Below are 25,746 nucleotides of genomic sequence, written 5' to 3' on the forward strand. Positions count from 1 at the left end.
GAGGCACGCCCGTGACTGCAACGCAGACCGACGAGACGCTATCCGAACGCTTGACGGGCGCGAACAGCACCCTGCTCCTCACCTCGTCGTTCACCGACGAGGAACACTGCGCGGAGCTCCTCAACCCGGACGCCGCTGCCGAGACGAACGTGCTCTGGGTGTCCTACACCAAATCCCCCGACAAACAGCTCCGGCGCTGGCGCGAACACACCGACGAGCGGCCGGCGGAGATGGGGATGGTGAGCGTCGAGGACTCCACGCGCTCGGTCGCCGCCGAGACCGGGGGGAACGGCGGTCCCGGGGGCCCGTCGCTTCCGGAGACGAACGCACCCGTCGAGACGGTGAACAGTCCGAACGATCTGACCGGGCTGGGCATCCGTATGACCGAGTTCCTCACCGACTGGGAGGGGAACGACAACCGAACCGTCGTCTGTTTCGACTCGCTGACCGCGCTGCTGCAGTACGTCGAACTCGAGACCGCCTACGAGTTCCTCCACATCGTCACCGGCCGGATGGCCAAGACCGACGCGTTCGCCCACTTCCACATGGATCCCGAGGCCCACGACGACCAGACCGTCGCGATCGTCACGAGCCTGATGGACGCAGTCGTCGAGGTCGACGCGAACGGCGAGAGAAGTATCCGGACACGCAAGTCTTAATTTCCTCAGCGTGTAGCAGCATCCAATGCTGCTGGTCGCGACGTACTCGAGAGGGGCACGGACGAGTCTGCGGAACGTCTGTCGAAGCCACGAGGGGACCACGGTCCGGCAGTTCGGCCGGGCGGCGCTGCTCGCGGAAACGGAGTTCGGGGCGTTTCTCGCCCTCCGCCTGCGGGAGAAACACGGCGACGACGTCCAGATCGAACGCACCGAGCCGCTGAACGAGTTCGCGTCGGTTCCCGCGCCGGTGCGCGAGGCCGCGACGGCGTACGAGTCCCGGGACCACCGGAGCACGCCGTATCCGAAGTTCGCGGCCGGCACCGACCACCCCGATCCCGGAGCGATGCAGGATCGGGAGCTCTGATGCGGGTCGTCGCGGAGGGCGGGGAGCGAACAGTCGCCGACGGCCGCGCGGTCGACCTCCGGGAGATGTCGTACTCGCCGGAGACGGTCCGGACGGCGATACGGAACGAGAGCACGGTGCTGGCGGTCGACTGTCCAACCCCGTCGCGGTGGTGGGAGCAGCTCGGCACCCCGGACGACGACACCGAAGCGCTCTCCCGGATCGTCGCCGCCGCACGCTCCCGAGGCCACCGACCGCCCGTCGAACGCGCGCTGGCTGCCGCGGAGCGAGAGCTGCAGAAGCTCACGGTCGAGGAAGTCGACACCACCTCGACGCGTCGGCGCCTCGCCGAGGCCGGGACCGAGGTCGAACGTCTCCGAGAGGCGGTCGCGAGCGCGCGCGGCCGGCTCCAGAGCCGCCAGGAGATGGACGCCGACACGACCGACGCCGAGGCGGCGCTCGGGGACGCCACCCGGCAGCTCTCGGAGGCCGAGACCGAGCGCGTCGCCGCCGAACAGGCCCACGAGGCCGCACAGCGCCGCGCACGCGAGGCTCGTAAGACCCGCGAACGACGGCTCGAACTGCAGGACCGCGTCGCCAACCGTCGGCAGGAAGCCCGACGCGCGCTGGTGGAGGCGGTCGACGACGCGTTCGCGGCCGCCGTCGACGCCGTCCCGGGCGATACAACGCTCTCGACTGACCCACTGGATGTCGAAGATGACGAGGTGACAGCGGCGCTCGCGGCGGTCCGGATCGCCGATCTCCGTGCGCCCGTCGTCGACGCGACGGGGCGGTTCGACAGCGCGGCGGCGGCCGCGGACGCGCTCGACGCAGCCGTGATCCGACTCTGACCGCGACCTTTTGGCGGAGTACGCAGCACTCCCACAGATGGATATCGACTGGACACAGGAGTCCGTTGCAGGGGTGACGCTGGTCCGCGCACGCCTCCGGAACGAGCGCGCGACCGACCGCCGAGTCAGTCTGCGGAACCGGCTCGACGGGCCCGTGCTCCCGCCACGTCGGCACGGCACGCCCGAAGCCGGCTGGGATCGCGGGGGCGTGACGACGGTCGTCCCCGCCGGCGACACCGTCGCGCTGGGGTACGCCTGTCCGGCAGCGACCGCCGAGCCCCCCGTAACTGTCGAGGAGGTCGACCCCGCCGACGGGAGTACGAGCGACAGTACGCCCGAAGCCGCCGTCCGTGATCTCGGCGATCACCGGCCGCCGCGGGCGGTGCTGGGCGGCGAGAACGACGGCGGGCGGAGGGAGCCGACTGAGTCGGACCCTCGATGCCCGACGTCCGACGACGTTCCGAACGCGCCCGACGAACGCCAGAAACCCCAACGCTCGGCCTCGCTCCCCGACGACGCCGAGTCGCTCCTCGACCGGTACCGGACGCGGATCCGGACCGCCGAGGCGCTGAACGCCGCCGGGATCGTCGAGGCGACCACGCTGCTGGACGCGAACGGCGGCCTCGGGGGCGTGGAATCGCTCGCGGTCGGCCTCGACGCCGACGCGCGGGAGCTTCGGACGGTGGCGCGGCTTGCGGACGCGCTGGCCGACCGCGCGGTGGCGACCGCCCCGCCGACCGACGCACTCCGGAGGCTGTCGTGATCCTGGCGGTCGCGAGCGGAAAAGGCGGCGTCGGGAAGTCGACGGTCGCGTACAACCTCGCGGCCGCGCTGGACGCGATCGTCGTCGACGGCGACCTCGGGATGGCGAACCTCCCGGCCGACCGCGGGCCGACGCTGCACGACGTCCTGGCCGGGCGCGCCGACCCACAGGAGGCCGTCCAGGCGGGGCCCGTGACCGTGCTCCCCTGTGGCCGCTCGCTGGCGGGCGCCCGCGCGGCCGACGTGTCGAACCTAGGCGACGCGCTGGCTCCGGTCGAACGCGAGCACGGAACCGTCGTGATCGACTGCCCCGCCGGACTGCGCGCGGACGTGGGCGTGCCGCTGGCGGTCGCTGACGCCGCCGTCGTCGTCGCCGCGCCGGAGCCGTTCGCGCTCGCGGACGCGCTCCGCACCCGGGAGCTGGCCCGGGAACTCGACGCGCCGCTGTCGGCCGTGGCGCTGAACAGGGTGGTCGACGACCCGCCGACGCCGACGGTCCGCTCGGCGCTCGGCGCGCCCGTGGCGTCGATCCCGGCCGACCCGCGGCTCGGCCGCTCGATCGAGGCCGAGGAGCCGGTCGTCGACGCCGCGCCGGCGAGCGAACCCGCGGCCGCGGTCTCGTCGCTGGCGGCGCAGGTCGAACGGAACAGTTGATTCGAGAAAGCCGCGGGGTCAGTCCTGTAGCGCCTGATACGTCGTCCGAACGGTGACAGACGTCACGTCGGCCACGGCGGCGGCCTCGGCCTGCGTGACCGTCTCGTTCTCGCGTCGGGCAGCGAGGTAGAGCGCGCCCGCCGCGACGCCGCCGGGGTTGCGCCCGTTGGCGTGACCCGACTCGACCGCTTCCTCCGCGAGGTCGCGGGCGCGCCGGCGGACCGCCTGCCCGAGGTCGAGTTCGCTGGCGAAGCGCGCGACGAACTCCGCGGGCTCGGCCGCCGAGACGGGCAGTCCGAGTTCGCGGTTCATCGCATCGTAGGCCGCACGGTGTTCGTCGGCGGTGGCTTTCGCCGCGTCGAGCACCTCCGCAGTCGTGCGAGAGACGCCCGCGACCCGGCAAGCGGCGTACACCGCCGCGCTGGCGAACCCCTCGATCGAGCGCCCGCGCAGCAGGTCCTCGTTCTGTGCGGACTCGAACAGCGAACAGGACTGGTCGCGGATGCGGTCGGGGAGTTCGAGCGCCCCCATCAGCCGTCGGATCTCGGTGAACCCGTACACCTGATTGCGCTCGCGCTTCGAGCGGATCTGCGTCCGGCGGTGCTGACGGCGCAGGCGGGACCACTTGCGGTTCTTCCCGCGGCCGTCGCGCCCGATCTCCGTCGAGAGCCCCCGGTCGTGGCGGGAGCGAGTGAGCGGGGCGCCACACCGCGCAGGGTTGCGGTCGTCGTCCTCGAAGCTCCGCCATTCGGGGCCGCGGTCGAGCCGGTCCGTCGAGACGATCAGCCCGCAGCTCGCACAGACCGTCTCGTCGCCGTCGGCGGTCAGTCTCCCGTCGCATTCCGGACATCCCGTAGAGCGCGTCGTGCTCATACTCGAAGATCGGTCCCGATCGGATACATAAACCCGGGTGGTTCCGGGGGTTTCGGAGCCGATCCCGTCCGTCGAACGTACCGATTATCGGTACGTTCTCTGGCCGGCTCAGACAGATGATAGTTCAATAGCAGAAACGTTTAAACTATATCCCGAAGAACGGTCGCGTATGACGCTCGAGGAGATCGCCGCCGGCATCGAGGTGACCGCCGAGCAGGAGGCCCGCGGCGTCGCCGCCGTCGACGAGACGGGCGAGGTGCTGGTCGAGCGCCTCCGTCCCCACGCTGGGGCGCTTCCCTGTACGCCGGAGGCGGCGGCGACGGTCGTCGAGACCCACGCGGCCGGGACGAGCGTCGGCAAGAGCGCACGCGAGGCCGGGGTCGCACCCGTGACGGCCGCGAAGGCGCTGCACCGCTGTGGCGTCTCGGGCGTGACGCCGCTGTCGCCGATGGCCCGCGAGATCGTCCGTAACTGGCAGGCCGGCGAACTCTCCCGTGCCGAGGCGCTCGAACTGACCGGCGCGAGCGAGGCGGAGTTCGCGCTGGGGAGCTACATCGAGAGCCACGACCCCGACCCGGAGCTGTCGGCCGCGGTCGCGGACGTCGGGAGCCCCACGGACGACGACCCGCTGGCCGACGCGGTCGGCGACGTCGACGAACTGTTCTAGTCGCGCAGCGAGTCCACCGCCTCCACCAGTCCGCCCTCCGCGAGCGGCAGATCGAGCTCACGGTCGAGAACGGCGTCGGCAGCGACGGCGAGCGCGTCGACTCCCGCCTCGGTCTCGAGGCCGGCGGGCGTCCCCGCGTCGAACTGGGGGAGCACCGCGTCGGCGTCGTTCTCGGGGAACGCCGCCGCGCCCGTGCGGTCGACCGCGACCACCGCGTCAGCGCTCGTCTCGACGTCCTGCAGGCGACCGCGGAGCATCTGCGCCGCGTCGACCCCACGTTCCGAGGCCGGAGTGACGACGGCGACCCGTTCGGCGGCCGTGACGGCCGCGACCGCCGGGTTGGAACCCAGCGGCGGCGTGTCGACCAGCACGCGGTCGAACTCGCTCGCCGCCTCGTCGATCCGGCGTTCCAGTTCCTGAGCGGCCTCGGCTGTCTTCGCCCGTGCGAGTCGCTCGAACGGCGCCCGAGCCGGGAGGCAGGCGATCCGCCCCGGCTCGGGGAGTTCGTCCGTATCGAGCGCGGCGCGCTCGGCGTCCGGTTCGTACTCGACCAGCGCCTCGGCGAGCGGTCGGTCGCCCCCGTCGGTGACGAGTTCGGTCATGTCAGGGTCGATCCGCCCCGAGAAGTGGCGGGCGAGCCCCTGCATGTCGTAGGCGGCGTCGACGACCGCCACGTCCTCACCGGCCGCCGCGAGTGCGCCAGCGAGTTCGAGACACGTTCGGGTCGTCCCTGTGCCGCCGGCCGCGCCGACCAGCGCCGCAGTCGTTGCCGACATACGCTTCGTTTCCCACGGTCCGATTGAAAAACTCTGTGTCGCCGCGTGAATCGAAGCGCTACCGCTCGCGTACCGCTTCGGCGATCTCGTCGAGTTCGTCCTCGGATGGCTGCTCGCTGCTGGGGTTGATCGCGTGGAACGGGCCGCCGCCGTCGCCCTCGAACCGCGGAACGAGATGGACGTGCGTGTGGGGCACCTCCTGGCCCGCCGCCTCGCCGTCGTTGATCCCGATCGAGACCGCGTCGGCGTCGACGGCGTCCTCGACGGCCGCGGAGAGGTCGTGGACCGCGTCGAACAGGTCGGCGGCCTCGTCGCCCGGGATCTCGTTCAGGCGCCCGTAATGCTGCTTGGGCACGACGAGGGTGTGCCCGGGCGCGAGCGGGTTCGCGTCGAGGAACGCGACGGCGTGGTTGGTCTCTCTCACGATCCGGCCAGGGATGTCGCCGGCGACGATGCTACAGAAGATGCAGTCCTCGCTCATACACGGCCGTTGGGTTCGTCGGGGTATGAAGATAATGGCGCCTCAGCCCTCCACCGCCGCGTCGAGCACCGTGCGCAGATCGTCGAGGTACGCCTCGCGGTCGTACCCGAGCCGCGAGAGCCAGACGTCCCGGTAGGCGGGGTGGAGGATCGGCACGAGCATCACGTCCAGCGAGTCGAGACGGACCGGTTCGAGCACGCTGTCCACGAACCCGTCGACCGTCCGGTCCTCGAACGCGAGCATCGACGCCGCGGCGTGTTTACCCGTGGCGACGACGGCGTCGGGGTCGACGTGGTCGATCTCCGTCCGGAGGTGGTCTCGGCAGTTCTCCCGCTCCGCAGCCGTCGGTTCACGGTTGGTCGATGGGTCGTCCGGATCGGCCGGGAAACACTTCACCGCGTTCGTGAAGAACGCGTCCGGGTAGCCCACCGCGGCCATCGTCTCCCGAATCCGTCGCCCGGAGTGCTGGGCGGTGTAGGCGAGGCCGGTCCAGTTCCCGCCCCGCCACTTGTCGGACGCCGGCGATGGTCGGCCGGCGTCGGAGCAGTCGGCGTCCGGTATGCCCGCGCCGGGCGCCTCGCCGACGACGAGCACCTCGGCGTCTTCGGGGCCGTTCCCCCACGCGATCCGGTTCCGGCAGGCCGCGAGGTCGGGACAACGTTCACAGCCCGGTTCGAGCACGAGCGCCGAGTCCGGGTCCGGGAACGCGGGGTCGTCGGCCATCCTCAGACCAGATCCGCGAGCAGCGGCGCGACCGACACCGTCGACACGTCGCGCTCGACCGTGTCGGTGCCCCAGATGCCCGCGAGGCCGGCCCGCTCCAGTTTCGTCCGGGCGTTGCCGACCAGCAGCGGGTGGACACAGACGACGAACGCCCGCCCCACGTCGCGGCCGTGGAGCGCGTCGATCGCCTCGCTCATCGTCGATCCCGTGGCGATCATGTCGTCGACGAGCACGACGTCCCGGCCCGCCACGTCGGCGTTGCCCGGCGAGACCTCGACGTCGCCGGTGTCGTAGTCCCGCTCCTTCTCGAAGTAGTCCGCGTCGCCCTCGCCGTAGGCGTCCCGGGCGCGCTCGGCGATGTCGATCGCCCCCTCGTCGGGCGCGACGAACACCGGTTCGTCGAGGTCGTCGGGCAGCGGTTCGGCCAGCCGCGGCGCGCCCTCGACGACCTCGCAGGGTACGTCGAAGAAGTCGGTCACCGCCGGCTCGTGGGGAGAGACCAGGACGACACGATCGGTGCCAGTCGAGATCGCGCGAGCCACCGCGCGGGCCGAGATCGGCTGTCCCGGTTTGAACGCCTCGTCCTGCCGGCCGTACCCCATGTAGGGGAGCACCGTCGTCACCTCGCTCGCGCCGGCCTCGCGGGCAGCGTCCTGTAGTTGGAGCAGTTCGAGGTGGGCGTCGCTTGTGAGCGTCGACGCGACGACGACCGCGTGCTCGTCCGCCAGCGCGTCCGCGTCGGCATCGGCCACCGCCGCGCAGAGTTCACCGTCCGGGAATCGGTCGTAGCGCACGCTCGCGAGGTCGTGGTCGGTCGCCGCCGCCAGTCGCGCCGCGAGCGACTGGGAGTGCGAGCCCGGGAGTATCATGGCCGAGGCTCGCGCCCCCGCCGGTAAACACGTTTCCGTTGGCCGTGACCTCGCGCTACTCGGTCGCGGGCCGCGGCCCCGCCGCGATGGATCGCACGCCCGTCACGCCGACCGCCCGTGACCGCCAGCCCTCGCCCGCGTTGGCGAGCAGCGATCCCGACTCAGTGGCGGCGACGACAGCCGCGTCGGTGTAGGCGAAATCGACGATCCGGTCGCCGGTGGGCAGCTCGAGTTCGGCCCACTCGCCGCCCCCGGTCGAACGCCCGAGGACCGTCCCGTCAGCCGCCACCGCGTGCGCCCGTTCGCCGTCGGTCGCGACGGTCTCGTGTGCCGCCTCACGGGCGAGCATCCAGCCGTTGCCGAGTTCGTACAGCCCCTCGCCGGTCGCCGCCAGCGGCGCGCCGCGGGCCGCCACGTCCCGGGCGTCGTCGAGGCCGGCGTGGTCGACTCCCGCCGCGGTGATTCGGTGAACGCCGTCCGCGGCGGCGACGAGCCGACCGTCGAGCGTGCGGGCGTCGTCGACGACTCCGAGGTCGGTCCAATCGGCCGCCTCAGGGGACGACTCGGGGTCGAACCCCTCGTCGGGGATCTGGAGCCGTGCGATCCGCCCCGACTCGTCGACGGCGACGACCGAGAGCTCGGGTCCGTCGACGACCGAGACCGCTGTCGCCAGGCCGAACGCCGTCTCGTGGAGGCGGTCCGGGTCGGCGTCGGGGGCGACCAGCAGCGACTCGTCGGCCGCGACCGCGAGCGTTCCATCGGGGCCGACCGCGACATCGCGGGCGGTTCCCCGACGGGCGAGGCCGAACTCCCCCACGGCGTCGTCGGAGAGCTGGGCGACCACCAGCCCCTGCTCGGCGGCGACGAACACCGGCGTCGGCGGCGCGGCGTCGTCGTACACGCGTTTCTCCCTGATGGTGGGCATGGCCGGGGGTCCGTTCCCGGCCGGGAAAAGCGGTGCCCTCTCTACTATTGTGTTATTGACTCTTCGGTCTCCTCTGAGCTCTCCGATAATCCACGAAGGATCTCGTTGATAGTCTCGCGGTATCCCTCGGGTATCTGACTGTACTCTTCCTCACCGTACGCTTCCGATTGGGTGAAGAAATCTTCCAGCGTGGGTTCACTCATGATGTGGCCTCCGCGACGATGTCGATCGTTCCGTCGATACTGGGACCTGAAGTGGTTCCGTCCCCGATGCTAGCGATCACGACGTGGAACACCTCCGCGTCACCCACACCGAGAGTGAACGTTCCGGGGAACGTCGTGCTGGGAACGAGTAGCGCCAACAGGATATCTCCGCTGTTCGTGTCGAAGAACGTTAACGGGGATATTGTCACGTTTACCTCTTGAGTTCCATTATTCTGGACCTCGAATACCGACTCGAACCACGTGATAGCGTCCGAATTGACTCCGGTTCCACCGGAGATGCTGCTACCGATGTTGCCGTTGTTTCCCGTGAAATCGAGCGTGAGATCGCCGTCAGTCACGTCCGCGTAGGCACCGTTCGGACCCGACGCAGGGACGAGACCGAGATACGCGCTCGCGTCTCCAGCCACGTTAACGTTGATACCACGGTCCGCTTGGACACCGCTGAAGGCACCGGTCCCGGCGGTTAAAGCCCCGCCAGCTGTGAGCGTGCCGAGTAGCGAGAGCATATATCTTCGTTTCATTGACCTGATAACCTGTTTAAAATCGAGTATAAGGGACTACTTGATGGCAGTAGTCCTATTTACGCCTCGGTGTAGATCGTCACTTCACCACTCACGGACCAGTCGCTCGGGTCGTCGATGGCCGGCCAATCCGAACCACCCCCAGAGTTTGTGACTTCTCGCGTGTCGATCTCCACGCCGACTGTCTTGTTCTGACCAGCACCGACTGGAACACCAATCTTCTTTTCGCCCTCAGCAGCCGAGTCTTCTTCGCCGTCTTCGAGCGTTTTTCGTCCACCGGTTTCGGTAGTGTAGAAGCGAATCCGATCCTGTGCCTCCTGAGACAACTCCTCGTCATCGATATGGAGGTTAACTTCCTGCGTTCCCTCGTTAATAATCATAAACACTTCGTCGAACCGACTGATCGCGTCAGCGTTGACACCGCTCCCACTGTGGCTCGTCGCACTAGAGTCGAACGTAAGACTCAGCTGATTACCGGTTTCGCCCGGCCCATCTGCGTACTCTCCGTTCTCGAGGGTGTCAGGGGCCTTCATTTGGAGGTACGCACTTGCGTCACCAGCGACTTCCACCGAGATATCACGATCCGCCTGCACGCCCGAAAACGCACCAGTACCCATTGCAGCTGCCCCGCCGGCAGCGAGCGATCCGAGTCCGATCACGAACTTGCGTCGTTCCATGGTTATCTCACCTGTGTTCGCGCACCCCCGAAACCTGGCCGTTCAGGTCGGGAGCGCTCGGATAAGCCATATGCAGGGTGATACTTGGTTATGAGATCCTCGACATGTTGGCGGGGTTGGCTCGATGGATCGTAGTGCCTGATCGCTGGACGACAGGCCACTCTCGTCGCCGCCGCCGAGGGGAGCATGATGTGCTGAACCGGCGCGAAGGGGCCGCTCGATGCACTCCACAGCCGTAGGCTGAGTTCGAAGACGCAGACAGCTACACAGTTAGGTAGGTCCGAACGCCCATCAACGACTCCGTTCGCGGACGACGAGGGGAGCCATCTCCTCTCACCATACGGGCAGAAGAGGTTAACTATCTAACTAATTTATGGTACTCTATCACACACGTACTGGCGAAACTCGCCGGTTCCGAGGTGGGGGGAGATCCGGACTGAGAGGGCCGAAAGATGATGTCAATCACTACCACCGACAACGAGTCGCACTCTGCGGGAGAGGAGCTGTCCGAAGACGACGTCTTCGAGATGCTCTCGAACCGGCGGCGACGCTACGTCATCCACGCGCTCAAACACGCGGAGGAGCCGGTCGAGGTCTCGGAACTCTCGCGGGACGTCACGGCGTGGGAGCGCGGCATCAACCCGGCCGACGTGGCGTACGACGACCGGCGGAACGTGTACAGCACGCTCAAGCGCACCCACCTGCCGAAACTGGCGGAGCAGGAGGTCGTGACCGTCAGCGAGGACCCCTGTCTCGTCGAACCCACGCCCGCACTGGAGAGTTTGGACGTCTACGTGGAGGTACTCAGCAGCCAGGAGATCCCGTGGAGCCTCTACTACGTCGGGCTCGCGTGCGTCGCCGCCGCGCTCCTACTCGCGATCAGTACCGGGACGCCACCCTTCGCAGCGCTCGATCCGGCCGACATCGCGGTGTTCGTCACGACCGCCTTCGGCGTCTCGGCCGTCATCCACTACCTCGTCGGTCGGCGCGCGCGCCTCGGCAGTACGGAGAAACCGCCCGAACTCCGGAAACGCGAGTGAGACGCAGCGGCGGGGGCGCTACCGGGAACGGAGCCGCGTGACCAGTTCCGCGAGCGTCTCGAGGTCGTACTGCCCGGGCGCGGTGGCCTCCTCAGCATGAACCGGCGCGTACCCGATCTTCGAGCCGTACAGCGGCGCGACCGCGCGGGTGTGCCGCCCGACCTCGCCCATCGCCATCGTCGCCACGTGCTCGCCCGCGGCGTCGACGGCGTGGGTCGCCGAGAGCAGCGCCAGCGCGTCCTCCCGGTCCGTGGCGGTCACGGCCAGTTTCCCCACGTCGCCGGCCGACGCGGCCGCCGAGAGCAGCGCGGCCATCGTCCGCTCCGACGGCGTTCGCTCGAAGTCGTGGACCGAGACGACCACCGCGACGCCGAGCGACTCGGCCGCCTCGGCTACCGCCACCGCGCGTTCGGAGCGCCGCAGCGCCGCGAGTTCGAGATCCACGGCCGCGACGGCGTCGTTGCCCAGCGCGGCGTCGAGCGCGTCGAGGCGGGCAGTCTCCGCGGCTTCGCTGCTCCCGTCGGTCTCGCCGCCCTCCCACGCGGGCCGGTTGGTCACGAGCAGCGGGAGGTCGCCGTCGTACGCCGCCAGCTGCTCGACGGGGTCGGCCGCGAGATCCATCCGGAACTCCACGAGGTCGGCGACGCCGCGGGCCGCCCGCTCGTCCGCGAGGTCGGCGGTGGCGGCGACGAGGGTGAACGAGTCGAACACGGACGGGCAGTCGAGCCGAGGAACCATACCGGTTCGGGGTAGCCGGGGAGTATTTCCCCCGTCGGCCCCGATCGACGCTAGATGCGACTCGTCTCGCTGGCCCCCAGCGCGACCGCGACGCTTTCGGCGATGGACGCCGGCGACGATCTGGTCGGGGTGACCCACCACTGCGACCTCTCGGATGTCGACGGCAACTCGGAACGCGTCGGCGGCTGGCTCAACGCGGATCTCGACGCCGTCGCGGCGCTTTCCCCAGATCTCGTCCTCACCAGCGACGCGCTCCAGCGCGAGACGCGCGACGCCCTCCGGGAACGCGGGCTGGCCGTCCACCACGCCGAACCCGGGACGCTCGACGAGGCCATCGAGAGCTTCGCCGACCTCGGGCGCGCGGTGGGCGAGGCGACCGCGGGCGCGGACCTGGCCGCCGACGCGCGCGAGCGGCTCCAGTCCGTGCGCGAGGCCGTCGCCGACGAACCGCGGCCGACGGTGTACTGCGAGGAGTGGGCCGACCCGCCGATGGCGGCGGGGAACTGGGTCCCGGAAGCGGTCGACGCCGCCGGCGGCGAGTACCCCTTCGCCGACCCGGGCGAACGCTCCGCCGAGGTGGCTCTGGAGGCGGTGACGGCCGCGAACCCCGACCACGTGATCCTCCACCCCTGCGGGAAAGGTGATCGCGCCGACCCCGAGGCGTTCCGGGAGCGAGGCTGGGAGCTCGCCGCCGAGGTCCACGTCGTCGACGACTCGCTACTGAACCAACCGAGCCCGAACCTGGTCACCGGGGTCGAGCGGCTGGCGGGGGTCCTGCACGGCGTCGACGCGTAGGGCTACGACAGCGTCCAGAGCGACCCGGCGACGCCCACGCCGACCGCGAGCGCGGCGATGCTCCCGACCCCGCCGTCGGCGCGGACGAGCAGCGGGATCGCGATCCCGGCGAGCGTGAACTGGAGGAGGATCACCAGGCGCTTCAGGTCGTACAGCATCGCGGCACGGAACTCGGCGCTATCGTCGATGTTGGGGGACATTGGGGTGTGGGTGGTCCGTCAGGACCGTAAATTCCGCGACCGAAACCGATACGCCCGCCGCGCCGCCGCTCTCGGGTATGCGAATCGCCGTCGGCAGCGGGAACCCGGTGAAGCGTCGCGCGGTCGAAGCCGCCGTCGCGGGGACACTCGATAGTCCCGAGATCGAGGCGGTGGCGGTCGATTCTGGCGTCTCCGAGCAGCCGACCGGACAGGAGGAGACCGTCGCGGGCGCGCAGAACCGCGCGCGGAACGCGCTCGCCGCGGGCGACTACGACCTCGGCGTCGGCCTGGAGGGTGGCGTCGCGGAGGTTTCTGGTGTTGATGGGTTGTTCCTGATCATGTGGGTCGCCGTGACCGACGGCGAGGCGGTGGGACTCGGCAGCGGGCCGTCGTTCCGCCTCCCGGCGTCGATCGGTGACCGCGTGGCCGCGGGCGAGGAGCTCGGGCCGGTGATGGACGACGTGCTCGGGGAGGAGGGGGTGGCGGAGAAGCAAGGCGCCGCGGGCGCGCTGTCCGATGGGGTGGTGGATCGCGACGACGCGCTGGCTGCGGGCGTGGCGGCGGCGATGGGGCCGTTCGTGACGGATCAGTACTGAGTGTTTCTCGATTATTGGGGTTCGTTTCGGTTTCTCGGATCGAGTTCTTGATGGAGAGGCCTTTCCGGGTATCTTCGGTTCTTCGCTCGTTTGGGGGGGTTGTGGAGTGCCGTACGACCGTGACCGCGACGGCGAACAGCAACAGCAGCTCGAGGCTAGACCACTTGCGACCGCACCGCCCCGCACAGTCCACGAGCCTCCCCAGCCGACTCGTTCGCTCCTTTCAGTCGCTCACTCGTCCCTCGCGCTGAGACGCGGCACGAGGCCGCGCCCGTTTCGCGCCAGGACTGCCATGGCGCGTGCGGGCAGCCGCTCCGTCGGCTGCCCAAGTACGCGCGAGGGACGCTGGCCGCGCCGGCGAACCCTCGTGGTGAGCCACCAGCGCGGCAGCGTCGGTTGGGGAGGGTGTGGCCGCGGTTACGGGCGGGACTGAAAGGGGCTGTCCGCTCCGGGAAGGCGGCCGACGTAAGCACCGCAGCGAAGCGAGGAGCGCAACGAGGCCCCCGACCGGAGCGGGCAGGGGCTTTCACGGTGTTGCTGACCACTCTCCCGAAACGAACGAACCGAGCAGAAATGGCGCCGCCAACTACTCGAATAACGAAGAATCCGAATCAAGCAGAGTCGACCGACTCGACCTCCTCCATCTCCTCGGCCTCCTCCACCGCGGTCGTCAGCGAGACGTTCAGCGCGAGCATCGACGCGCCGCCGCCGATCATCGTCACCGCGTTCTTCAGGAAGTGATCGACGATCGCTGCCCCCAGCGCGACCGACGCCGTCACCGGCGTCAGCCCCGCGACGAGCAGGGTAAACGCCGCCTCGTACAGCCCCACGCCGCCGGGGCTCAGCGGCAGCACCTTCGCGAGGTTTCCGACCGACACCGCGAAGAAACAGATCGTCACGAGCGTCGCGGTCTCCAGCCCCGTGCCGAACGCCGCGAGCACGAACACCGCCGTGATCACGTCGAGCGTCCAGATCACCAGGCTCGTCGCGCCGACGCGGGAGAACGCCTTCGGGTCGCCGCCGACCTGCTGCACGTCGCCGACGAACCGCTCCAGGGCGCCCGCCACGTAGTCCGCGTAGGAGTCCGAAGACACTCGCTCGACGAGGGCCCGGATGCGGTTCCGGTCCGAACGCGCCGAGAGCACGATCCCCGCGACGGCAGCGATGGCGACCAGCGCGATCCCGACCGCGACCAGCACCGCGACCTGCCCGCTCTGTGAGGCGCCGGTCACCGACTCGGCCACCCGCGCGAGATCGCCCGAGGCGGCGTAGCCCAGCAGCACCAGTCCGGCGAGGACGGTGATCGTGAGCAGGTCGAACACGCGCTCGGCCGCCAGCGACGCAAAGCCCGAGGGGTAGGGGATCCCGCGGCGGGCTTTCACGACGTACGCCCGCACGCCGTCGCCGAGGCGGGCCGGGAACACCAGGTTCCCGGTCTGGGAGATGAACACCGCCCCCGTGAGGAAGCCCAGTTTCTCCGTGTACCCCAGTTCCGCGAGGATGTCGCGGTACCGCAGCCCCCGGAGGGGCCAGGAGAGCGCGTACACCACCGCCGCGACCGCGATCAGCGTCGGGTCGGCGTCGGAGATGCGGTCGATCACTGCGCCGTAGTCGATGTACAGCGTCGAGAGCAGGAACGCGACCAGCACCAGCAGCGCGCTGGCGCCCAGCGTCACCCACTTGTTCAGCCGCGGCTGGACCGAGAGCTGCCACCACGTGCGGACGATCTGGCTCCCCATCCCGAACACGTCCCGCACGAGGTCGACCTTCGAGTCACCCTTCGGCTCCCAGTCGACCGGGAACTCTTTCACCTCGAACCCGGCGCGCTGAGCGCGCACGAGCAGTTCCGTGTCCCAGAACCAGTGACGGTCCTCCACGTCGTCGTGGACCGCCTCGAACGCCTCGCGGGAGATCGCCTTGAACCCACACTGGTGGTCCCGAACCTCCGTCCGGAGGAACAGCCGGACGGCGCCGTTGTACCCCCACGAGGGGATGCCGCGCTTGGCGGGGCGATCCGCGACGTTGTCGGGCATCCAGCGCGACCCCGTGGCCACGTCGGCTTCGCCCTGGCGGACGGTGTTCACCAGCTCCTCGAGATGCTTCATGTCGGTCGCGAGGTCGGTGTCGAAGTACACCAGCGTCCCGCCGTGGGCGGCGTCGAACGCGCGCTCCAGCGCGCCGCCGCGGCCCAGCCGCTCGTCGCTGTGGAAATGCCGGACCGCCGGGATCTCGTCGGCCAGGCGGTCGGCGATCGCGGGCGTCTCGTCGTCGCAGCCGTCCTCGGCGACGATCACCTCGAACGTGCCGGTGTCGAGGAACGCGCCCAGCGTGTCGAGCGTGGTCCGCACCGTCTCCTCGATGGTGTCCGCCTCGTTGTACGCCGGGAGCACGACGCTGACCTCGATCCGGGACGGATCGGCGCCGTCGGACGCCGCCGCCGCCCCCGCGGCGGCGTCGCTCCCGTCGGCGGGGTCGTTCATGCCCGGTCCTGGGCGGGGCGCGGGTAAGTAGCTTCTGAAGGGGTCGGAACTGCGATCTTCCGAAGGGCCTGACACGATCCCGCGGCGTTAGCCGACCGTACCTGCGGGCGCTGTGTGGATGGCTCGATCGAACCGGATCGACGCGAAAACCACACGACTACGGCGGGATTAACGCGCCGTACCAAACGTCTGAAGGGGGAACAGTTCGTTCCTCGGAGTATGGGCCAGGCAGGCGTGGCGGCGACCCCGGACCTCTCGGAGAAACAGACCCGCATCCTGAACCACCTGCGCGAGGCCGCCGGCGAGCGGACCTACTTCAAGTCGCGGCTGGTCGCGGAGGAGCTGGACATGACCGCCAAGGAGGTCGGCGCGAACATGCGGACGCTGCTCGCGGCGGACCACGGCCTCGAGATCGAGAAATGGGGCTACTCCTCCGGCACGACCTGGAAAGTCACGCCGGCGGAGTAGCTCACAGCCGCCGCGCACAGCCGCTGCAGTAGCGGTAGGCGGGGTCGTTCTCCATCCCGCAGTTCCCACAGCGTGTGGTCCCGTCCTCGGCGACGGCGTCACGAGCGGCGGCGGGGCCGCTCTCGGAGAGCCGTCGCCGGTACGCCGCGCCGTCCTCGTCCTCGCCGCCCCAGATGTCGGAGCCGGTGTGATCCGGCGCCTCGTCGATCTCCATCCGGGACATCATGTACCACAGCAGCGGTAGCTGTATCGCGACGGGGATCACCAACAACAGCCAGAGCAGGGCTGTGTCGGGCATACGAGTGGATAGGGGGGCGTCGACCTTATCGGTTGGGAACTGTCCGCATAGAGAGACGTTGTCACACCGCGCTCACGGGTCGTGGCTGATCAACTCGGCGGCGTCGGCCGCCAGCGCGTCCGCGGCGGTGTCGAAGGAGTCAGCGTAGCGCACCAGCAGCGCGAGCAGCGTTTCGGGCTCCTCGAGCGCGTAGCCGTCCGCGCGGGAGAGCAGCCCCACCGACTCCAGCGCCGCGGCGTGGCTACTGACGGTCGCCCGGGAGACGCCGAGTTGGTCGGCGAGCTCCGCGCCCGTCGCGTCGGGGTTCCGGAGCAGCGCGATCACCATCCCGCGGGGCGTCGAGCGCCGGAGGTAGCCCAGCGCCCGCTGCTCGAACTCGGAGAACCGGTCGGCAGGGAAGAAGCGGCGGTAGTCGCCGTCGCGGCGGGAGACGATCGTGCCGGCCGACAGCAGGCGCTCGACGTGGTGCTGTGTCTCGCCGGTGCCCAGTTGGAGGTCGTCACGGAGCTTCGAGAAGTGCGCCCCCGGCGTGGCGGCGACGTAGCCGACGATGGCGTCGCGGGCGTCGCTGTCGCCGTCGTCGCTGTCGCCCCCGAACGCCGCGAACGGCGCGGCGGCGCCGGCGGCGGCGAACCGCTTGAGTGTCGCCCGCTTCTCCTCGTCGACTCCGCGTGTCACGGGTTCTCCTGGGGTGTTGGTAACCAAAGAGGTTTCGACGCTCGGATCGGCGTGTCCCCGATCGGCCACAGGTGGTTCCTAACCCGGAACAGCCGGTCGGCAGCGGACACCCACAACGGCTTTCCGCGCCGGCGACCTCCGTTCGACCGATGAGCCGGAGCCCGGACGAGGACGACGGGGAGTGGGCGGTCAGCCTCGACGATCTCGACGGCGAGGACGAGGAGGCGTACGAGCCCGAACCGATCGAGCCCGGCGACCCCACGGTCGAGGGGGCGGCGTTCGTCGTCCTGGGCGCCGCGCTGACGCTCGTGGTCCTGTTCAGCGGACTCTGAGTCCGACACGCGTTCGCCGAGCGCGAGACGCGGTCCAGGAGCCCGCCACGTCTAAACCGGCCGGGGCCGACCTTCGGCCATGGAGAGCTACCGGACGCTTCTCGTCGACGCGTTCACCGGGGAGCCCCTGGCAGGCAACGCCGCCGGGGTGGTGACCGACGCCGACGGGCTGAGCGAGCAGCAGATGCAGGCGATCGCGCGCGAGCTGTCGGTCTCCGAGACCGCCTTCCTCCTCCCTTCGACGGCGGCCGACCGGAAGGTGCGCTACTTCACGCCGACCCAGGAGGTCGATCTCTGTGGGCACGCCACGATCGCGGCCCACGGCGCGCTGTTCGACGACGGCACGATCGACGCCGGGAGCTACACGCTGGAGACCGAGGTGGGCGTGCTGGATATCCAGGTGACCGAGTCGGGGTCGGTGTGGATGACCCAGAACGCCCCGCAGGTGTTCGAGGTCGACCTCGACTACGGCGCAGCCGCCGACGCGCTGGGGATCGACGAGGCGGCGTTCAAGGACGTCGGCGCGGATCTCCCGCCCGCGTACGCCTCGACCGGGCTGCCGTTCCTGATCCTCCCGGTGAACTTCCTCGAACACCTCTCGGCGATGGAGCCGGAGTACGAGGCCGTCGAGGCGCTGGCGGCGAAACACGACACCGAGGGGGTCTACACGTTCACGTTCGACGCGATCGGCCGGAGTCAGGACTCGACGCTGCACGGCCGCGCGTTCGTCCCCGGCCTCGGTATCGACGAGGACCCCGTGACCGGCACCGCCTCCGGCGCCTGCGGCGCCTACCTCGACCACTTCGCGGCGTTCGACGACGAGTTCCCGGAACGGATGACGTTCGAGCAGGGCCACTTCCTCGACCGCCCGGGGTTCGTCGGCGTCCGCGTCGACGGCCGGACCGTACAGGTCGGCGGGGATTCGGTGGTGTCGCTGGACGGGTCGCTGACGGTGCCCGAGTACGAGGACGACGAGATCATCGAGGCGTAACCGACCGCGGCGAGCGACCTACCGAGGCCTCCGTGTCTCGGTCACGGAGCGCCTTGCCGCGGTCGTGTGTAGTCAGTCACGGCGCGCGACCTGCTCGGGCCTCCGTGCCTCGGCCGCGGCGCGCCTTGCCGTGATCGTGTCGAGTCAAAGGCGGCGACCTTCCGCCGGCGCGACCTAGGGCAGCTCCTTCCACTCCTTCCCGCACTCAGGGCATTTCCGCACGCTGTACACCTCGTCCGGGGGGTTCTCGGTGGCGAGCGTCTTCTCACACTCCGCGCAGGCGAGTCGCTCGTAGGTGTCCTTACGGAGTTCGTCGTTGCGTAGCCCCTTCCGCGTGCTCTTCATACCCCCCGCTTCGGGTGCGAAGTTAAAAAGACCCCGCACGGATCCGGAACGCTTGACCCCGCCCGCCGGCAACCGCCTCACGTGTCTCGCTCCCGGCTGTTCGGCGCGCTCTGTGGCTACGCCTTCCTCGTCAACTTCGCCCGTGTGGTGTTGGCGCCGCTGGTGAGCGTGTTCATCGCGACGTTCGGCGTCGGCGAGTCGACCGCGGGGCTGGTCGCCTCGGCGGCGTGGCTCGGGAGCGCGCTCCCGCGCATCCCGACCGGCTACCTGCTGACGAAGTTCTCGCGGCTGCGGGTCGTGCTCGCGGCCGGGATCGTGCTCGCCGTCGGCGCGAGCGTCGCCGCCGTCGCCGGGAGCGTCCCGCTGTTGATCCTCGGCGCCGGGATGTCGGGGCTCGCCTCCGGGCTCTACTTCGTCACGGGCAACACGCTCGTGAGCGAACTGTTCCCCGCGCGAGTGGGGCGGATGATCGGGATCCACGGCACGTCGAACCAGGTCGCCGCGGCCGTCGCCGCGCCGGTGGTCACCCTCGCCGTCGGCACCGTCGTCGACTGGACGCCCGTCCTGACGGCGCTGGGGCTGCCCGCCGACGAGCCCTGGCGGCTGGTGTTCGTCGCGCTCGCGGCCGGCGGGCTGCTCACGACCGCGACGACGTTCGTGCTCTCCCGCGGGGTCGACCTCCCCGACGCCGGCGCCGAGGACCGCGACCTACTCGGCGCCGCTCGGGCGGAATGGCGGACGATCCTGCTCGGCGTCGCCATCATGGGCGTGCTGGGGTTCGCGTGGCAGGGCGTGTTCAACTTCTACCAGCTGTTCATGGAGTCCCGCGGCGTCGCGCCCGCCACGGCGCGGAACTCGCTGACGCTCGTGTTCGCCGCCGGCGTGCCCGCGTTCGCGATCAGCGGCTCGCTGGCTGACCGGCTCCCGAAAGCGCAGTACCTGCTGGGGCTCTCGGCGACGTTCGTCGTGCTGGTGTTCCTGCTCACGCTCGCGCCGGGGACGGTATCGCTGCTCGCGGTGTCGGTCGCGCTCGGCTACACGGTCCACAGCATCTTCCCCGCGATGGACACGTTCCTGCTCGCCTCCTTCCCCGACCACAACCGCGCCAGCGCCTACGCGGTGTACAGCGGGACGATGATGCTCGCACAGGCCCCGGGCTCGTGGTTCGTCGGCACGCTCGCCGAGGCCGGCGTCGCCTACGTGACGGCGTTCCGGGGGCTCGCGACCGCCGTCGGCTGCGTCGTGCTCGTTCTGGTGGTGCTCGAACGCGCGGGCCGGCTCCCCGACTGACCGAGTTCCGCCATCCGCCACGTTCAAGCCGCCTGCCGGAGAGTGTCCGGATATGACGCGTTCCGTCTGGCTGAAAGCCGACGACGAAGTCGGGGACTGGGAAGCGCGAAAGCGACGGATCACTGCCGGCCTCGAAGCCGGGGTGGACTGGGTGCTGGTCGACGAGGCCGACGTGGGCCGCGTCCGCGAACTGGGCAGCGTCAACGTCGCCGCGTTCAAGGACACCGGCGAGCCGGGCGAGGAGATCCTCGACGCCAGCCGGGACAACGATCCCGACGTCTACGTCGTCGGGAAGGAGGGTGAGGGCGACGGGACGGTCGACCTCCCCAACGACTTCTCCGGATCGGCCGACCTGACGACGCTCCGGCGCTCGGACGACCGCGCCCAGGCGTCGTACGTCCGCGTGTTCGACGAGGAGTACGAGGCGTTCGCCGAGGAGGCCGCCAGCGACGCCGAGTACACCATCGTCGTCGCCGAGGACTGGCAGGTGATCCCGCTGGAGAACCTGATCGCCCGCGTCGGCGACGAGACGAACCTCGTGGCCGGCGTCGACTCCGCCGACGAGGCTGCCACGGCGTTCGAGACGCTGGAGATCGGCGTCGACGACGTGCTGCTCGACACGGACGACCCCGACGAGATCCGCGAGACGGTCGAGGTTCGGGACCGCAGCGAGCGCGAGCAGTTGGATCTGCGCTACGCCGAGATCCAGCAGATCGAGGAGACCGGCGGCGCCGACCGCGTCTGCATCGACACGGGGTCGCTGCTGGAGGACGACGAGGGGATGCTCGTCGGCTCGCTCTCCCGCGGGCTGTTCTTCGTCCACGGGGAGACGGCCGACTCGCCGTACGTCGCCTCCCGGCCGTTCCGCGTGAACGCTGGTGCAGTGCACGCCTACGTCCGGACGCCCGAGGGCGAGACGAAGTACCTCGCGGAGCTCCAGTCGGGCGACCGCGTGCAGGTCGTCGACACCGCGGGCCACACCCGTGAGGCCATCGTCGGCCGCGTGAAGATCGAGAAGCGCCCGATGTTCCGGGTGCAGGCGGAAGTGGAGGTCGACGGCGAACCGGACGCCGTGGAGACGCTGCTCCAGAACGCCGAGACGGTGAAAGTGCCGACGAAGGAGGGACGGACGGCGGTGACGGATCTGGATGCGGGCGACGAGGTGCTGATCTACTACGAGGAAGGTGGGCGGCATTTCGGCGAGAAGATCGAGGAGAGCATCATCGAGAAGTAGGTTCGGTTATCGTCTATCTCGTCATTTTCCAGGCTTTTTCTTCCCGTTTTAGGCCGGTTTCGCTCGTCGCGTACGGCCAGTTCTCGACGGAAACAGCATCTCGGTTCGACGGCGACAGCATCTCGAAGCATGACCACTTGTAACCGCGAGGCGCCGGGCACGAGGCCCGGCGCAGCATACGGTCCCCACCCCTCCCCCCGCGGCCGGCGACGACTGCCGGCCGCGAGGCGTCCACCGCCACCGCACCGCCGTGGCTGTCGGCGCGAAGCGCGAGCACCTCCGGGTGCGAGTCAGCGCGAGGGACGAACGAGCGAACGGATGTGAGCGAGTGAGTCGGCTGGGGAGGTCTGTGGACTGTGCGGGGCGGTTGCGGTCGCAAGTGGTCATGCTCCGAGATGCTGTTGCTGTTTGCGGTCGAAGCACCGAACTCCGCGGTGCCGTTTGCGGTCCGCAACGGACCGTTCGCGACCACAGTCGTCACTACTCACACCGAATCGACGACAGAAACGCTAGGACTGGGATTTGAACCCGGAATCAGACGTGCTCGCTTCGCTGCGCGCGACTGATAGGGGTTAAAATCCAGTCAGATGTTGTTTTCCGCAGTCGGTTCGCTCGTCGCTCCGCTCCTCACTCACGGTGACTGCGGAAAAGCGCCAGGACTGGGATTTGAACCCAGAATCCCGAAAGGGAACACGCTTTCCAGGCGTGCGCCTTACCGTTCGGCCATCCTGGCTCGCTCGAACGTACCGCCCTGTCGGGGTTAAGTCCTTCCTTTCGCTCGGAGCCGGAACTCCGTCAGGTACGCCGTTCCGGCCGTCAACGCGCCGACGCCGACCGCGACGGCGCCGACGGCCGGGATCGACACCGGCAGCGGCCCGACGAGCAGCTGATACCCCTGCACTGCCGCGAGGAAGGCCAGCAGGCCCACCACGCCCCACAGCAGCGCCGACGTTACTCGAGGCCGCACCTCACTCGACGCTGATGACCGCCTCGATCTCCACGCCGACGCCCTTCGGGAGCGCGCCGGCCTGCACGGCACTGCGGGCCGGCGGCTCCTCGCCGAAGAAGCTCGCGTACGTGTCGTTCATCTCGTCGAAATCCTCGATATCGGCCATGAACACCGTCGTCTTGAGCACGTCGTCCATCGACGCGCCGGCCTCCTCGACGATCGCCTGGAGGTTCGAGAGCGACTGCTCGGCCTGGGTGGCGATGTCCTCGTCGTCGAGCAGCTCGCCGTCGGGCGTCATCGGGATCTGGCCCGCCGTGAACACGAGATCGCCGTCGGTCGTCGCCTGACTGTACGCGCCGACCGCCTCGGGAGCGTCGTCGGTGTGGATCGTCTCCTTCATGGACGGAACTGGCGCCGGACTCCCCTTAAGTCCAACTACCCGTCCCGAGGCGACGCTTCAAGTACGATGGCGCGCCAACGACGGTCGTGAACCGATCGGCCCGTCGCGCCCTCCAAACCCTCGCAATCGCCGTGTTCGCCCTCCTCGCGCTCGCACTCCGGCGCGCACGGGAGCGTGCCCGCGAGGTGCCGCTCTCGCCGGTCAGCGGCGACTGGTACGTCGGCCCGGCGTTCGTCGAACGCGAGGGGCTGCCGACGGGCGAGGAGCCCGCCGGCGAAGTCGCCGACGTGACCCACTTCGCGGGGGAGACGTTCGACCCGAACCGACTCCACCCCGAGGTCCGGCGCTTCTACGAGCACACCGCCGAGTACGAGATGCGCTACCGGGCGAACTGGCACCGCCCGTTCCGAACCGGCGCCGCCGTCGCGAGCCGGCTCACGAGCCGGATCGAACAGCTGAACCTCCCCGGCCCGGGCGACGACTCGTGGCACCGGCTGGAGAGCCGGTTTCTCGACATAAATGAGCCCGGCGCCGTCGAAACCGACGACGACCCAGCCGAGCCGGCCCGGGAGGACGTGCGGGCGTGGGTCCGCACCGATCCCGCGAGCGGCGAGGCGGTGTTCGTCGCGCTGTACGCCACCCACCACCGCGACGGCGACGGGTTCGCGAACATCTCCGTGCCGATCCCGGGTGGCGGCGTCGACACCGTACTGCGACCGGAGAACCTGGAGTTAGGGGACGAAGAGGGCACCGGCGTTCGACTCACCACGGTCCCGCCCGGCGATCCAGGGCTGTTCCTCCGGACCCCCGCAGGGGCGTTCGCGGTGCCGGGCGGGCAGCGGTTCGAGGTCTGGCCGGTCGACAGCGAGGAGGGCGGACCCACGCTCCGTGCCACCCACGAGATGTGGCTGTTCGGGCGGACGTTCCTCACCGTCGAGTACGAGATCGAGCGCGCCTAGACCAGCATCTCGACTTCGTAGCCGCGGGACTCGAGCGCGGCGAGCAGTTCGTCGACGTGGTCGTGGCCGTGGGTCTCCAGATCCAGCACCACGTCGGCGGCGTTCATCGCCACGTCGCGGGAGGTGCGGTCGTGCTGGATCCCGTAGATGTTCGCGTTGTGGTCGGCGATGATCTCGACCAGTCGCTCCAGCGATCCGGGGTTGTCCTTGAGTTCGGTCCGGATCTTCACGTACCGCCCCATCTGGACCAGCCCCCGGATCACCACGGTCGTGAGGTCGTTGAGGTCGATGTTGCCGCCACAGAGCGCGGGAACGATCGTCTCGTCCTCCTCGTACTCGAACGCGCCGCTCAGCACCGCCGCCAGCGCAACCGCGCCGGCGCCCTCGACCAGCGTCTTCGAGCGTTCGAGCAGGTACGTCAGCGCGAGCGCGATCTCGTTGTCGGAGACGGTCACCACCTCGTCGACGCGTTCCTGGATGATCTCCCAGGGTTTCTCGCCGACCGAACGGGTGGCGATCCCGTCGGCGATCGTGTCGACCGCGTCGAGCTGCTGGCGGGAGCCTTTCTCCAGCGACTGTGCGACGCTGGAGGCGCCCTCCGCCTGCACGCCGATCACGCGCACGTCGTCCAGCGTCGCCTTCAGCGCCGTCGCGATCCCCGAGATCAGTCCGCCGCCGCCGATCGGGACGACCACGGTGTCGACCTCGGGACACTGCTCGGCGATCTCGAGGCCGATCGTCCCCTGGCCGGCCATCACGTACTCGTCGTCGAACGCGTGGACGTACGTGCGGTTCTCGCGCTTCTCGATCTCGTGGGCGCGGTCCTGGGCGTCGTTGTAGTCGGCGCCGTGGAGGATCACCTCGCCGCCGTACGCCTCGGTCGCATCGACTTTCGCGATGGGGGCGTGCTCGGGCATGACGATCTTGGCGTCGACGCCCGCACGGGTCGCCGCGAGCGCGACCCCCTGTGCGTGGTTGCCCGCGCTGGCGGTGATCACGCCCGCCTCCTTCTCGGCCGCCGACAGCGTCGCGATCCGGTTGGTCGCACCGCGGATCTTGAACGAGCCGGTGCGCTGGAAGTTCTCCAGTTTGAGTCGGACGTCAGCGTCGGTCATCCGCGAGAAACTGTGAGAGTACTCGAGCGGCGTCGTCCGCGCGACCTCGTCGACGCGGCCGCGTGCCGCCTCGATTTCGGCGAGCGAGAGCATACCCACAACGGTGCCACGGCTGGCGCTAAGTCGTTTCGATGCGGAAGGGGAAAGGGGGAAACGCACGCGTCACCTGCGTGCACTCACCCCTAGGACATCCTCGGGGATAAGCCTACCCCGACCGCGGTGAAAGTGAAAACCGACACCCTGCGACGGCCGGTCGCGAAACGTGTTACTGAGGAGTAACGTGAACGTCGTGCCGGCGGACGTACGCGCGAACTCGGTCGGCGAACGCATCCGACTCCGCGTCTGCGTCGGGCCACGTCACCTCGTCACCGACGCCGAGCCGGTCGGGGTCGCCGACGTACACCGCTGCCGTGTCGTCGAGTCCGGCCGCCTCCTCGGTGTCCCCCGAGTCGGCCTGCTCGACGGGGACGGGGACGCGAACGTAGAGCCCGGCGTCGACGCCCTCGTAGGCGTCGATGGCGGCAACGTCGTCGGTCCGGAGCAGTCGCCCGCCGGTCTCGCCGCCGGGGGCGAGCGTGGGGTACTCGCCCTGCACGGGGTGGAGCCCGGACAGCACCGCCGAGCCGAGGAAGGCGTAGGAGTCGACGACCGACGCGACCTGCTCCGGCTCGGTCAGGGTGCCGTAGACGAACACGTCCATACCGGACGTTCGGCGCGCTCGGTTAAGAAGGAGTGGCTGAATCGCGGTTCTGGAACCGGAATCGGCGCGAAACGCTCGCCGCTCCGTCGGCGAGCCAGCGCGAGGGACGAGTGAGCGACTGAAAGGAGCGAAC

General features: G+C 69.6%; 34 protein-coding genes and 1 tRNA gene. 15 read left to right on the plus strand and 20 right to left on the minus strand.

Annotation, left to right across the window (positions count from 1 at the left end):
* Positions 1–11 precede the first annotated feature (11 nt).
* Genes B4589_RS08350 through B4589_RS08370 form a run of 5 tightly spaced genes read left to right on the plus strand, consistent with a single transcriptional unit; the run spans position 12 to position 3,269 of the window.
* Complete coding sequence (locus B4589_RS08350; RefSeq protein ID WP_176330513.1) at positions 12–659, plus strand: hypothetical protein; 648 nt, start codon at positions 12–14, stop codon at positions 657–659.
* Between the two features lie 25 nt (positions 660–684).
* Entirely contained in the window at positions 685–1,023 is a 339-nt protein-coding gene (locus tag B4589_RS08355; RefSeq protein ID WP_079233840.1) for a hypothetical protein, read from the plus strand.
* A complete protein-coding gene (locus B4589_RS08360; RefSeq protein WP_079233841.1) occupies positions 1,023–1,853 on the plus strand; it encodes a hypothetical protein in 831 nt (276 codons plus the stop codon). The genes B4589_RS08355 and B4589_RS08360 overlap by 1 nt, the downstream gene beginning before the upstream one ends.
* Positions 1,854–1,890: 37 nt before the next feature.
* On the plus strand, positions 1,891–2,616 hold the full coding sequence (locus tag B4589_RS08365; protein ID WP_079233842.1) for a hypothetical protein: 726 nt from the start codon (positions 1,891–1,893) through the stop codon (positions 2,614–2,616).
* Positions 2,613–3,269 carry a P-loop NTPase gene (locus B4589_RS08370; RefSeq protein ID WP_079233843.1) on the plus strand — a complete coding sequence of 219 codons (657 nt, stop codon included), beginning with the start codon at positions 2,613–2,615 and terminating at the stop codon, positions 3,267–3,269. The genes B4589_RS08365 and B4589_RS08370 overlap by 4 nt, the downstream gene beginning before the upstream one ends.
* A gap of 18 nt (positions 3,270–3,287) precedes the next feature.
* On the opposite strand, the gene B4589_RS08375 is transcribed toward B4589_RS08370, so the two are convergent.
* On the minus strand, positions 3,288–4,142 hold the full coding sequence (locus B4589_RS08375; protein ID WP_079233844.1) for a transcription initiation factor IIB family protein: 855 nt from the start codon (positions 4,140–4,142) through the stop codon (positions 3,288–3,290).
* 169 nt (positions 4,143–4,311) lie between these two features.
* On the opposite strand from B4589_RS08375, the gene B4589_RS08380 reads away from it, so the two are divergent.
* Positions 4,312–4,809 carry a hypothetical protein gene (locus tag B4589_RS08380; RefSeq protein ID WP_079233845.1) on the plus strand — a complete coding sequence of 166 codons (498 nt, stop codon included), beginning with the start codon at positions 4,312–4,314 and terminating at the stop codon, positions 4,807–4,809.
* On the opposite strand, the gene B4589_RS08385 is transcribed toward B4589_RS08380, so the two are convergent.
* The 8 genes from B4589_RS08385 to B4589_RS08420 all read right to left on the minus strand — a co-directional run bounded on the left by B4589_RS08385 (position 4,806) and on the right by B4589_RS08420 (position 10,005).
* Complete coding sequence (locus B4589_RS08385) at positions 4,806–5,585, minus strand: ParA family protein (RefSeq protein ID WP_079233846.1); 780 nt, start codon at positions 5,583–5,585, stop codon at positions 4,806–4,808. The two genes, B4589_RS08380 and B4589_RS08385, sit on opposite strands and share 4 nt — an antisense overlap.
* A 58-nt stretch (positions 5,586–5,643) precedes the next feature.
* Entirely contained in the window at positions 5,644–6,066 is a 423-nt protein-coding gene (locus B4589_RS08390; protein WP_079233847.1) for an HIT family protein, read from the minus strand.
* A 42-nt stretch (positions 6,067–6,108) separates the two neighbouring features.
* Positions 6,109–6,789, minus strand: coding sequence for a uracil-DNA glycosylase family protein (locus B4589_RS08395; RefSeq protein ID WP_079233848.1), 681 nt, complete (start codon positions 6,787–6,789; stop codon positions 6,109–6,111).
* Between the two features lie 2 nt (positions 6,790–6,791).
* Complete coding sequence (gene prs / locus B4589_RS08400; protein WP_079233849.1) at positions 6,792–7,658, minus strand: ribose-phosphate diphosphokinase; 867 nt, start codon at positions 7,656–7,658, stop codon at positions 6,792–6,794.
* A gap of 55 nt (positions 7,659–7,713) precedes the next feature.
* Positions 7,714–8,583: a hypothetical protein gene (locus B4589_RS08405; RefSeq protein WP_079233850.1), complete on the minus strand. Its 870-nt coding sequence runs from the start codon at positions 8,581–8,583 to the stop codon at positions 7,714–7,716.
* Between the two features lie 44 nt (positions 8,584–8,627).
* The gene (locus B4589_RS08410; protein ID WP_158081155.1) at positions 8,628–8,786 is read right to left on the minus strand and encodes a hypothetical protein; all 159 of its coding nucleotides are present in this window, start codon (positions 8,784–8,786) and stop codon (positions 8,628–8,630) included.
* Positions 8,783–9,313: a DUF1102 domain-containing protein gene (locus B4589_RS08415; protein WP_255246059.1), complete on the minus strand. Its 531-nt coding sequence runs from the start codon at positions 9,311–9,313 to the stop codon at positions 8,783–8,785. Before B4589_RS08415 ends, B4589_RS08410 begins: the two co-directional genes overlap by 4 nt.
* Positions 9,314–9,387: 74 nt before the next feature.
* Positions 9,388–10,005 carry a DUF1102 domain-containing protein gene (locus B4589_RS08420; protein ID WP_079233852.1) on the minus strand — a complete coding sequence of 206 codons (618 nt, stop codon included), beginning with the start codon at positions 10,003–10,005 and terminating at the stop codon, positions 9,388–9,390.
* Positions 10,006–10,457: 452 nt separating this feature from the next.
* Here B4589_RS08420 and B4589_RS08425 point away from each other — a divergent pair, with 452 nt between their 5' ends.
* A complete protein-coding gene (locus B4589_RS08425) occupies positions 10,458–11,045 on the plus strand; it encodes a transcriptional regulator (RefSeq protein ID WP_079233853.1) in 588 nt (195 codons plus the stop codon).
* Positions 11,046–11,063: 18 nt separating this feature from the next.
* Here the strand turns inward: B4589_RS08425 and B4589_RS08430 are convergent, their stop codons facing one another.
* Positions 11,064–11,756, minus strand: coding sequence for a type I 3-dehydroquinate dehydratase (locus tag B4589_RS08430; RefSeq protein ID WP_079233854.1), 693 nt, complete (start codon positions 11,754–11,756; stop codon positions 11,064–11,066).
* An 81-nt stretch (positions 11,757–11,837) separates the two neighbouring features.
* On the opposite strand from B4589_RS08430, the gene B4589_RS08435 reads away from it, so the two are divergent.
* The gene (locus tag B4589_RS08435; RefSeq protein WP_079233855.1) at positions 11,838–12,578 is read left to right on the plus strand and encodes a cobalamin-binding protein; all 741 of its coding nucleotides are present in this window, start codon (positions 11,838–11,840) and stop codon (positions 12,576–12,578) included.
* A 2-nt stretch (positions 12,579–12,580) separates the two neighbouring features.
* On the opposite strand, the gene B4589_RS08440 is transcribed toward B4589_RS08435, so the two are convergent.
* Positions 12,581–12,778, minus strand: a complete 198-nt coding sequence (locus B4589_RS08440) for a hypothetical protein (RefSeq protein WP_079233856.1) — start codon at positions 12,776–12,778, stop codon at positions 12,581–12,583.
* A gap of 77 nt (positions 12,779–12,855) precedes the next feature.
* Between B4589_RS08440 and yjjX the strand changes: the two genes are divergently transcribed.
* On the plus strand, positions 12,856–13,374 hold the full coding sequence (gene yjjX / locus B4589_RS08445; RefSeq protein WP_079233857.1) for an inosine/xanthosine triphosphatase: 519 nt from the start codon (positions 12,856–12,858) through the stop codon (positions 13,372–13,374).
* 611 nt (positions 13,375–13,985) lie between these two features.
* Here yjjX and B4589_RS08450 read toward each other — a convergent pair.
* The gene (locus tag B4589_RS08450) at positions 13,986–15,854 is read right to left on the minus strand and encodes a flippase-like domain-containing protein (RefSeq protein ID WP_079233858.1); all 1,869 of its coding nucleotides are present in this window, start codon (positions 15,852–15,854) and stop codon (positions 13,986–13,988) included.
* Positions 15,855–16,073: 219 nt separating this feature from the next.
* On the opposite strand from B4589_RS08450, the gene B4589_RS08455 reads away from it, so the two are divergent.
* Positions 16,074–16,322 carry a hypothetical protein gene (locus B4589_RS08455; RefSeq protein WP_079233859.1) on the plus strand — a complete coding sequence of 83 codons (249 nt, stop codon included), beginning with the start codon at positions 16,074–16,076 and terminating at the stop codon, positions 16,320–16,322.
* A 1-nt stretch (position 16,323) separates the two neighbouring features.
* Here B4589_RS08455 and B4589_RS08460 read toward each other — a convergent pair whose 3' ends face one another.
* Positions 16,324–16,620: a hypothetical protein gene (locus B4589_RS08460; RefSeq protein ID WP_079233860.1), complete on the minus strand. Its 297-nt coding sequence runs from the start codon at positions 16,618–16,620 to the stop codon at positions 16,324–16,326.
* A gap of 72 nt (positions 16,621–16,692) precedes the next feature.
* On the minus strand, positions 16,693–17,298 hold the full coding sequence (locus tag B4589_RS08465) for a MarR family transcriptional regulator (RefSeq protein ID WP_079233861.1): 606 nt from the start codon (positions 17,296–17,298) through the stop codon (positions 16,693–16,695).
* Between the two features lie 149 nt (positions 17,299–17,447).
* Between B4589_RS08465 and B4589_RS08470 the strand changes: the two genes are divergently transcribed.
* Both B4589_RS08470 and B4589_RS08475 read left to right on the plus strand, forming a co-directional pair.
* The gene (locus B4589_RS08470) at positions 17,448–17,630 is read left to right on the plus strand and encodes a hypothetical protein (RefSeq protein ID WP_079233862.1); all 183 of its coding nucleotides are present in this window, start codon (positions 17,448–17,450) and stop codon (positions 17,628–17,630) included.
* Positions 17,631–17,709: 79 nt separating this feature from the next.
* Complete coding sequence (locus tag B4589_RS08475; RefSeq protein WP_079233863.1) at positions 17,710–18,621, plus strand: PhzF family phenazine biosynthesis protein; 912 nt, start codon at positions 17,710–17,712, stop codon at positions 18,619–18,621.
* Positions 18,622–18,795: 174 nt separating this feature from the next.
* On the opposite strand, the gene B4589_RS08480 is transcribed toward B4589_RS08475, so the two are convergent.
* A complete protein-coding gene (locus B4589_RS08480; RefSeq protein WP_176330514.1) occupies positions 18,796–18,966 on the minus strand; it encodes an HVO_0758 family zinc finger protein in 171 nt (56 codons plus the stop codon).
* An 81-nt stretch (positions 18,967–19,047) separates the two neighbouring features.
* Here B4589_RS08480 and B4589_RS08485 point away from each other — a divergent pair, with 81 nt between their 5' ends.
* Together B4589_RS08485 and B4589_RS08490 are read left to right on the plus strand one after the other, a co-directional pair.
* Positions 19,048–20,256 carry an MFS transporter gene (locus B4589_RS08485; protein ID WP_079233864.1) on the plus strand — a complete coding sequence of 403 codons (1,209 nt, stop codon included), beginning with the start codon at positions 19,048–19,050 and terminating at the stop codon, positions 20,254–20,256.
* A gap of 52 nt (positions 20,257–20,308) precedes the next feature.
* Positions 20,309–21,490: a 3-dehydroquinate synthase II gene (locus B4589_RS08490; RefSeq protein ID WP_079233865.1), complete on the plus strand. Its 1,182-nt coding sequence runs from the start codon at positions 20,309–20,311 to the stop codon at positions 21,488–21,490.
* Between the two features lie 651 nt (positions 21,491–22,141).
* Here B4589_RS08490 and B4589_RS08495 read toward each other — a convergent pair.
* From B4589_RS08495 to B4589_RS08505, 3 genes are all read right to left on the minus strand, one after another.
* A tRNA-Ser gene (locus tag B4589_RS08495) sits at positions 22,142–22,223 on the minus strand.
* Between the two features lie 27 nt (positions 22,224–22,250).
* Positions 22,251–22,457, minus strand: coding sequence for a hypothetical protein (locus tag B4589_RS08500; protein WP_079233866.1), 207 nt, complete (start codon positions 22,455–22,457; stop codon positions 22,251–22,253).
* Between the two features lies 1 nt (position 22,458).
* The gene (locus B4589_RS08505; protein WP_079233867.1) at positions 22,459–22,839 is read right to left on the minus strand and encodes a Rid family detoxifying hydrolase; all 381 of its coding nucleotides are present in this window, start codon (positions 22,837–22,839) and stop codon (positions 22,459–22,461) included.
* An 86-nt stretch (positions 22,840–22,925) separates the two neighbouring features.
* Here B4589_RS08505 and B4589_RS08510 point away from each other — a divergent pair, with 86 nt between their 5' ends.
* Complete coding sequence (locus B4589_RS08510; RefSeq protein ID WP_079233868.1) at positions 22,926–23,798, plus strand: hypothetical protein; 873 nt, start codon at positions 22,926–22,928, stop codon at positions 23,796–23,798.
* Here B4589_RS08510 and ilvA read toward each other — a convergent pair.
* Positions 23,795–25,006: a threonine ammonia-lyase gene (gene ilvA / locus B4589_RS08515; RefSeq protein ID WP_079233869.1), complete on the minus strand. Its 1,212-nt coding sequence runs from the start codon at positions 25,004–25,006 to the stop codon at positions 23,795–23,797. The two genes, B4589_RS08510 and ilvA, sit on opposite strands and share 4 nt — an antisense overlap.
* 172 nt (positions 25,007–25,178) lie before the next feature.
* Positions 25,179–25,613 carry a gamma-glutamylcyclotransferase gene (locus B4589_RS08520; RefSeq protein WP_079233870.1) on the minus strand — a complete coding sequence of 145 codons (435 nt, stop codon included), beginning with the start codon at positions 25,611–25,613 and terminating at the stop codon, positions 25,179–25,181.
* Positions 25,614–25,746: the final 133 nt, after the last annotated feature.

The organism is Halolamina sp. CBA1230 (assembly GCF_002025255.2).
Classification (GTDB): domain Archaea; phylum Halobacteriota; class Halobacteria; order Halobacteriales; family Haloferacaceae; genus Halolamina.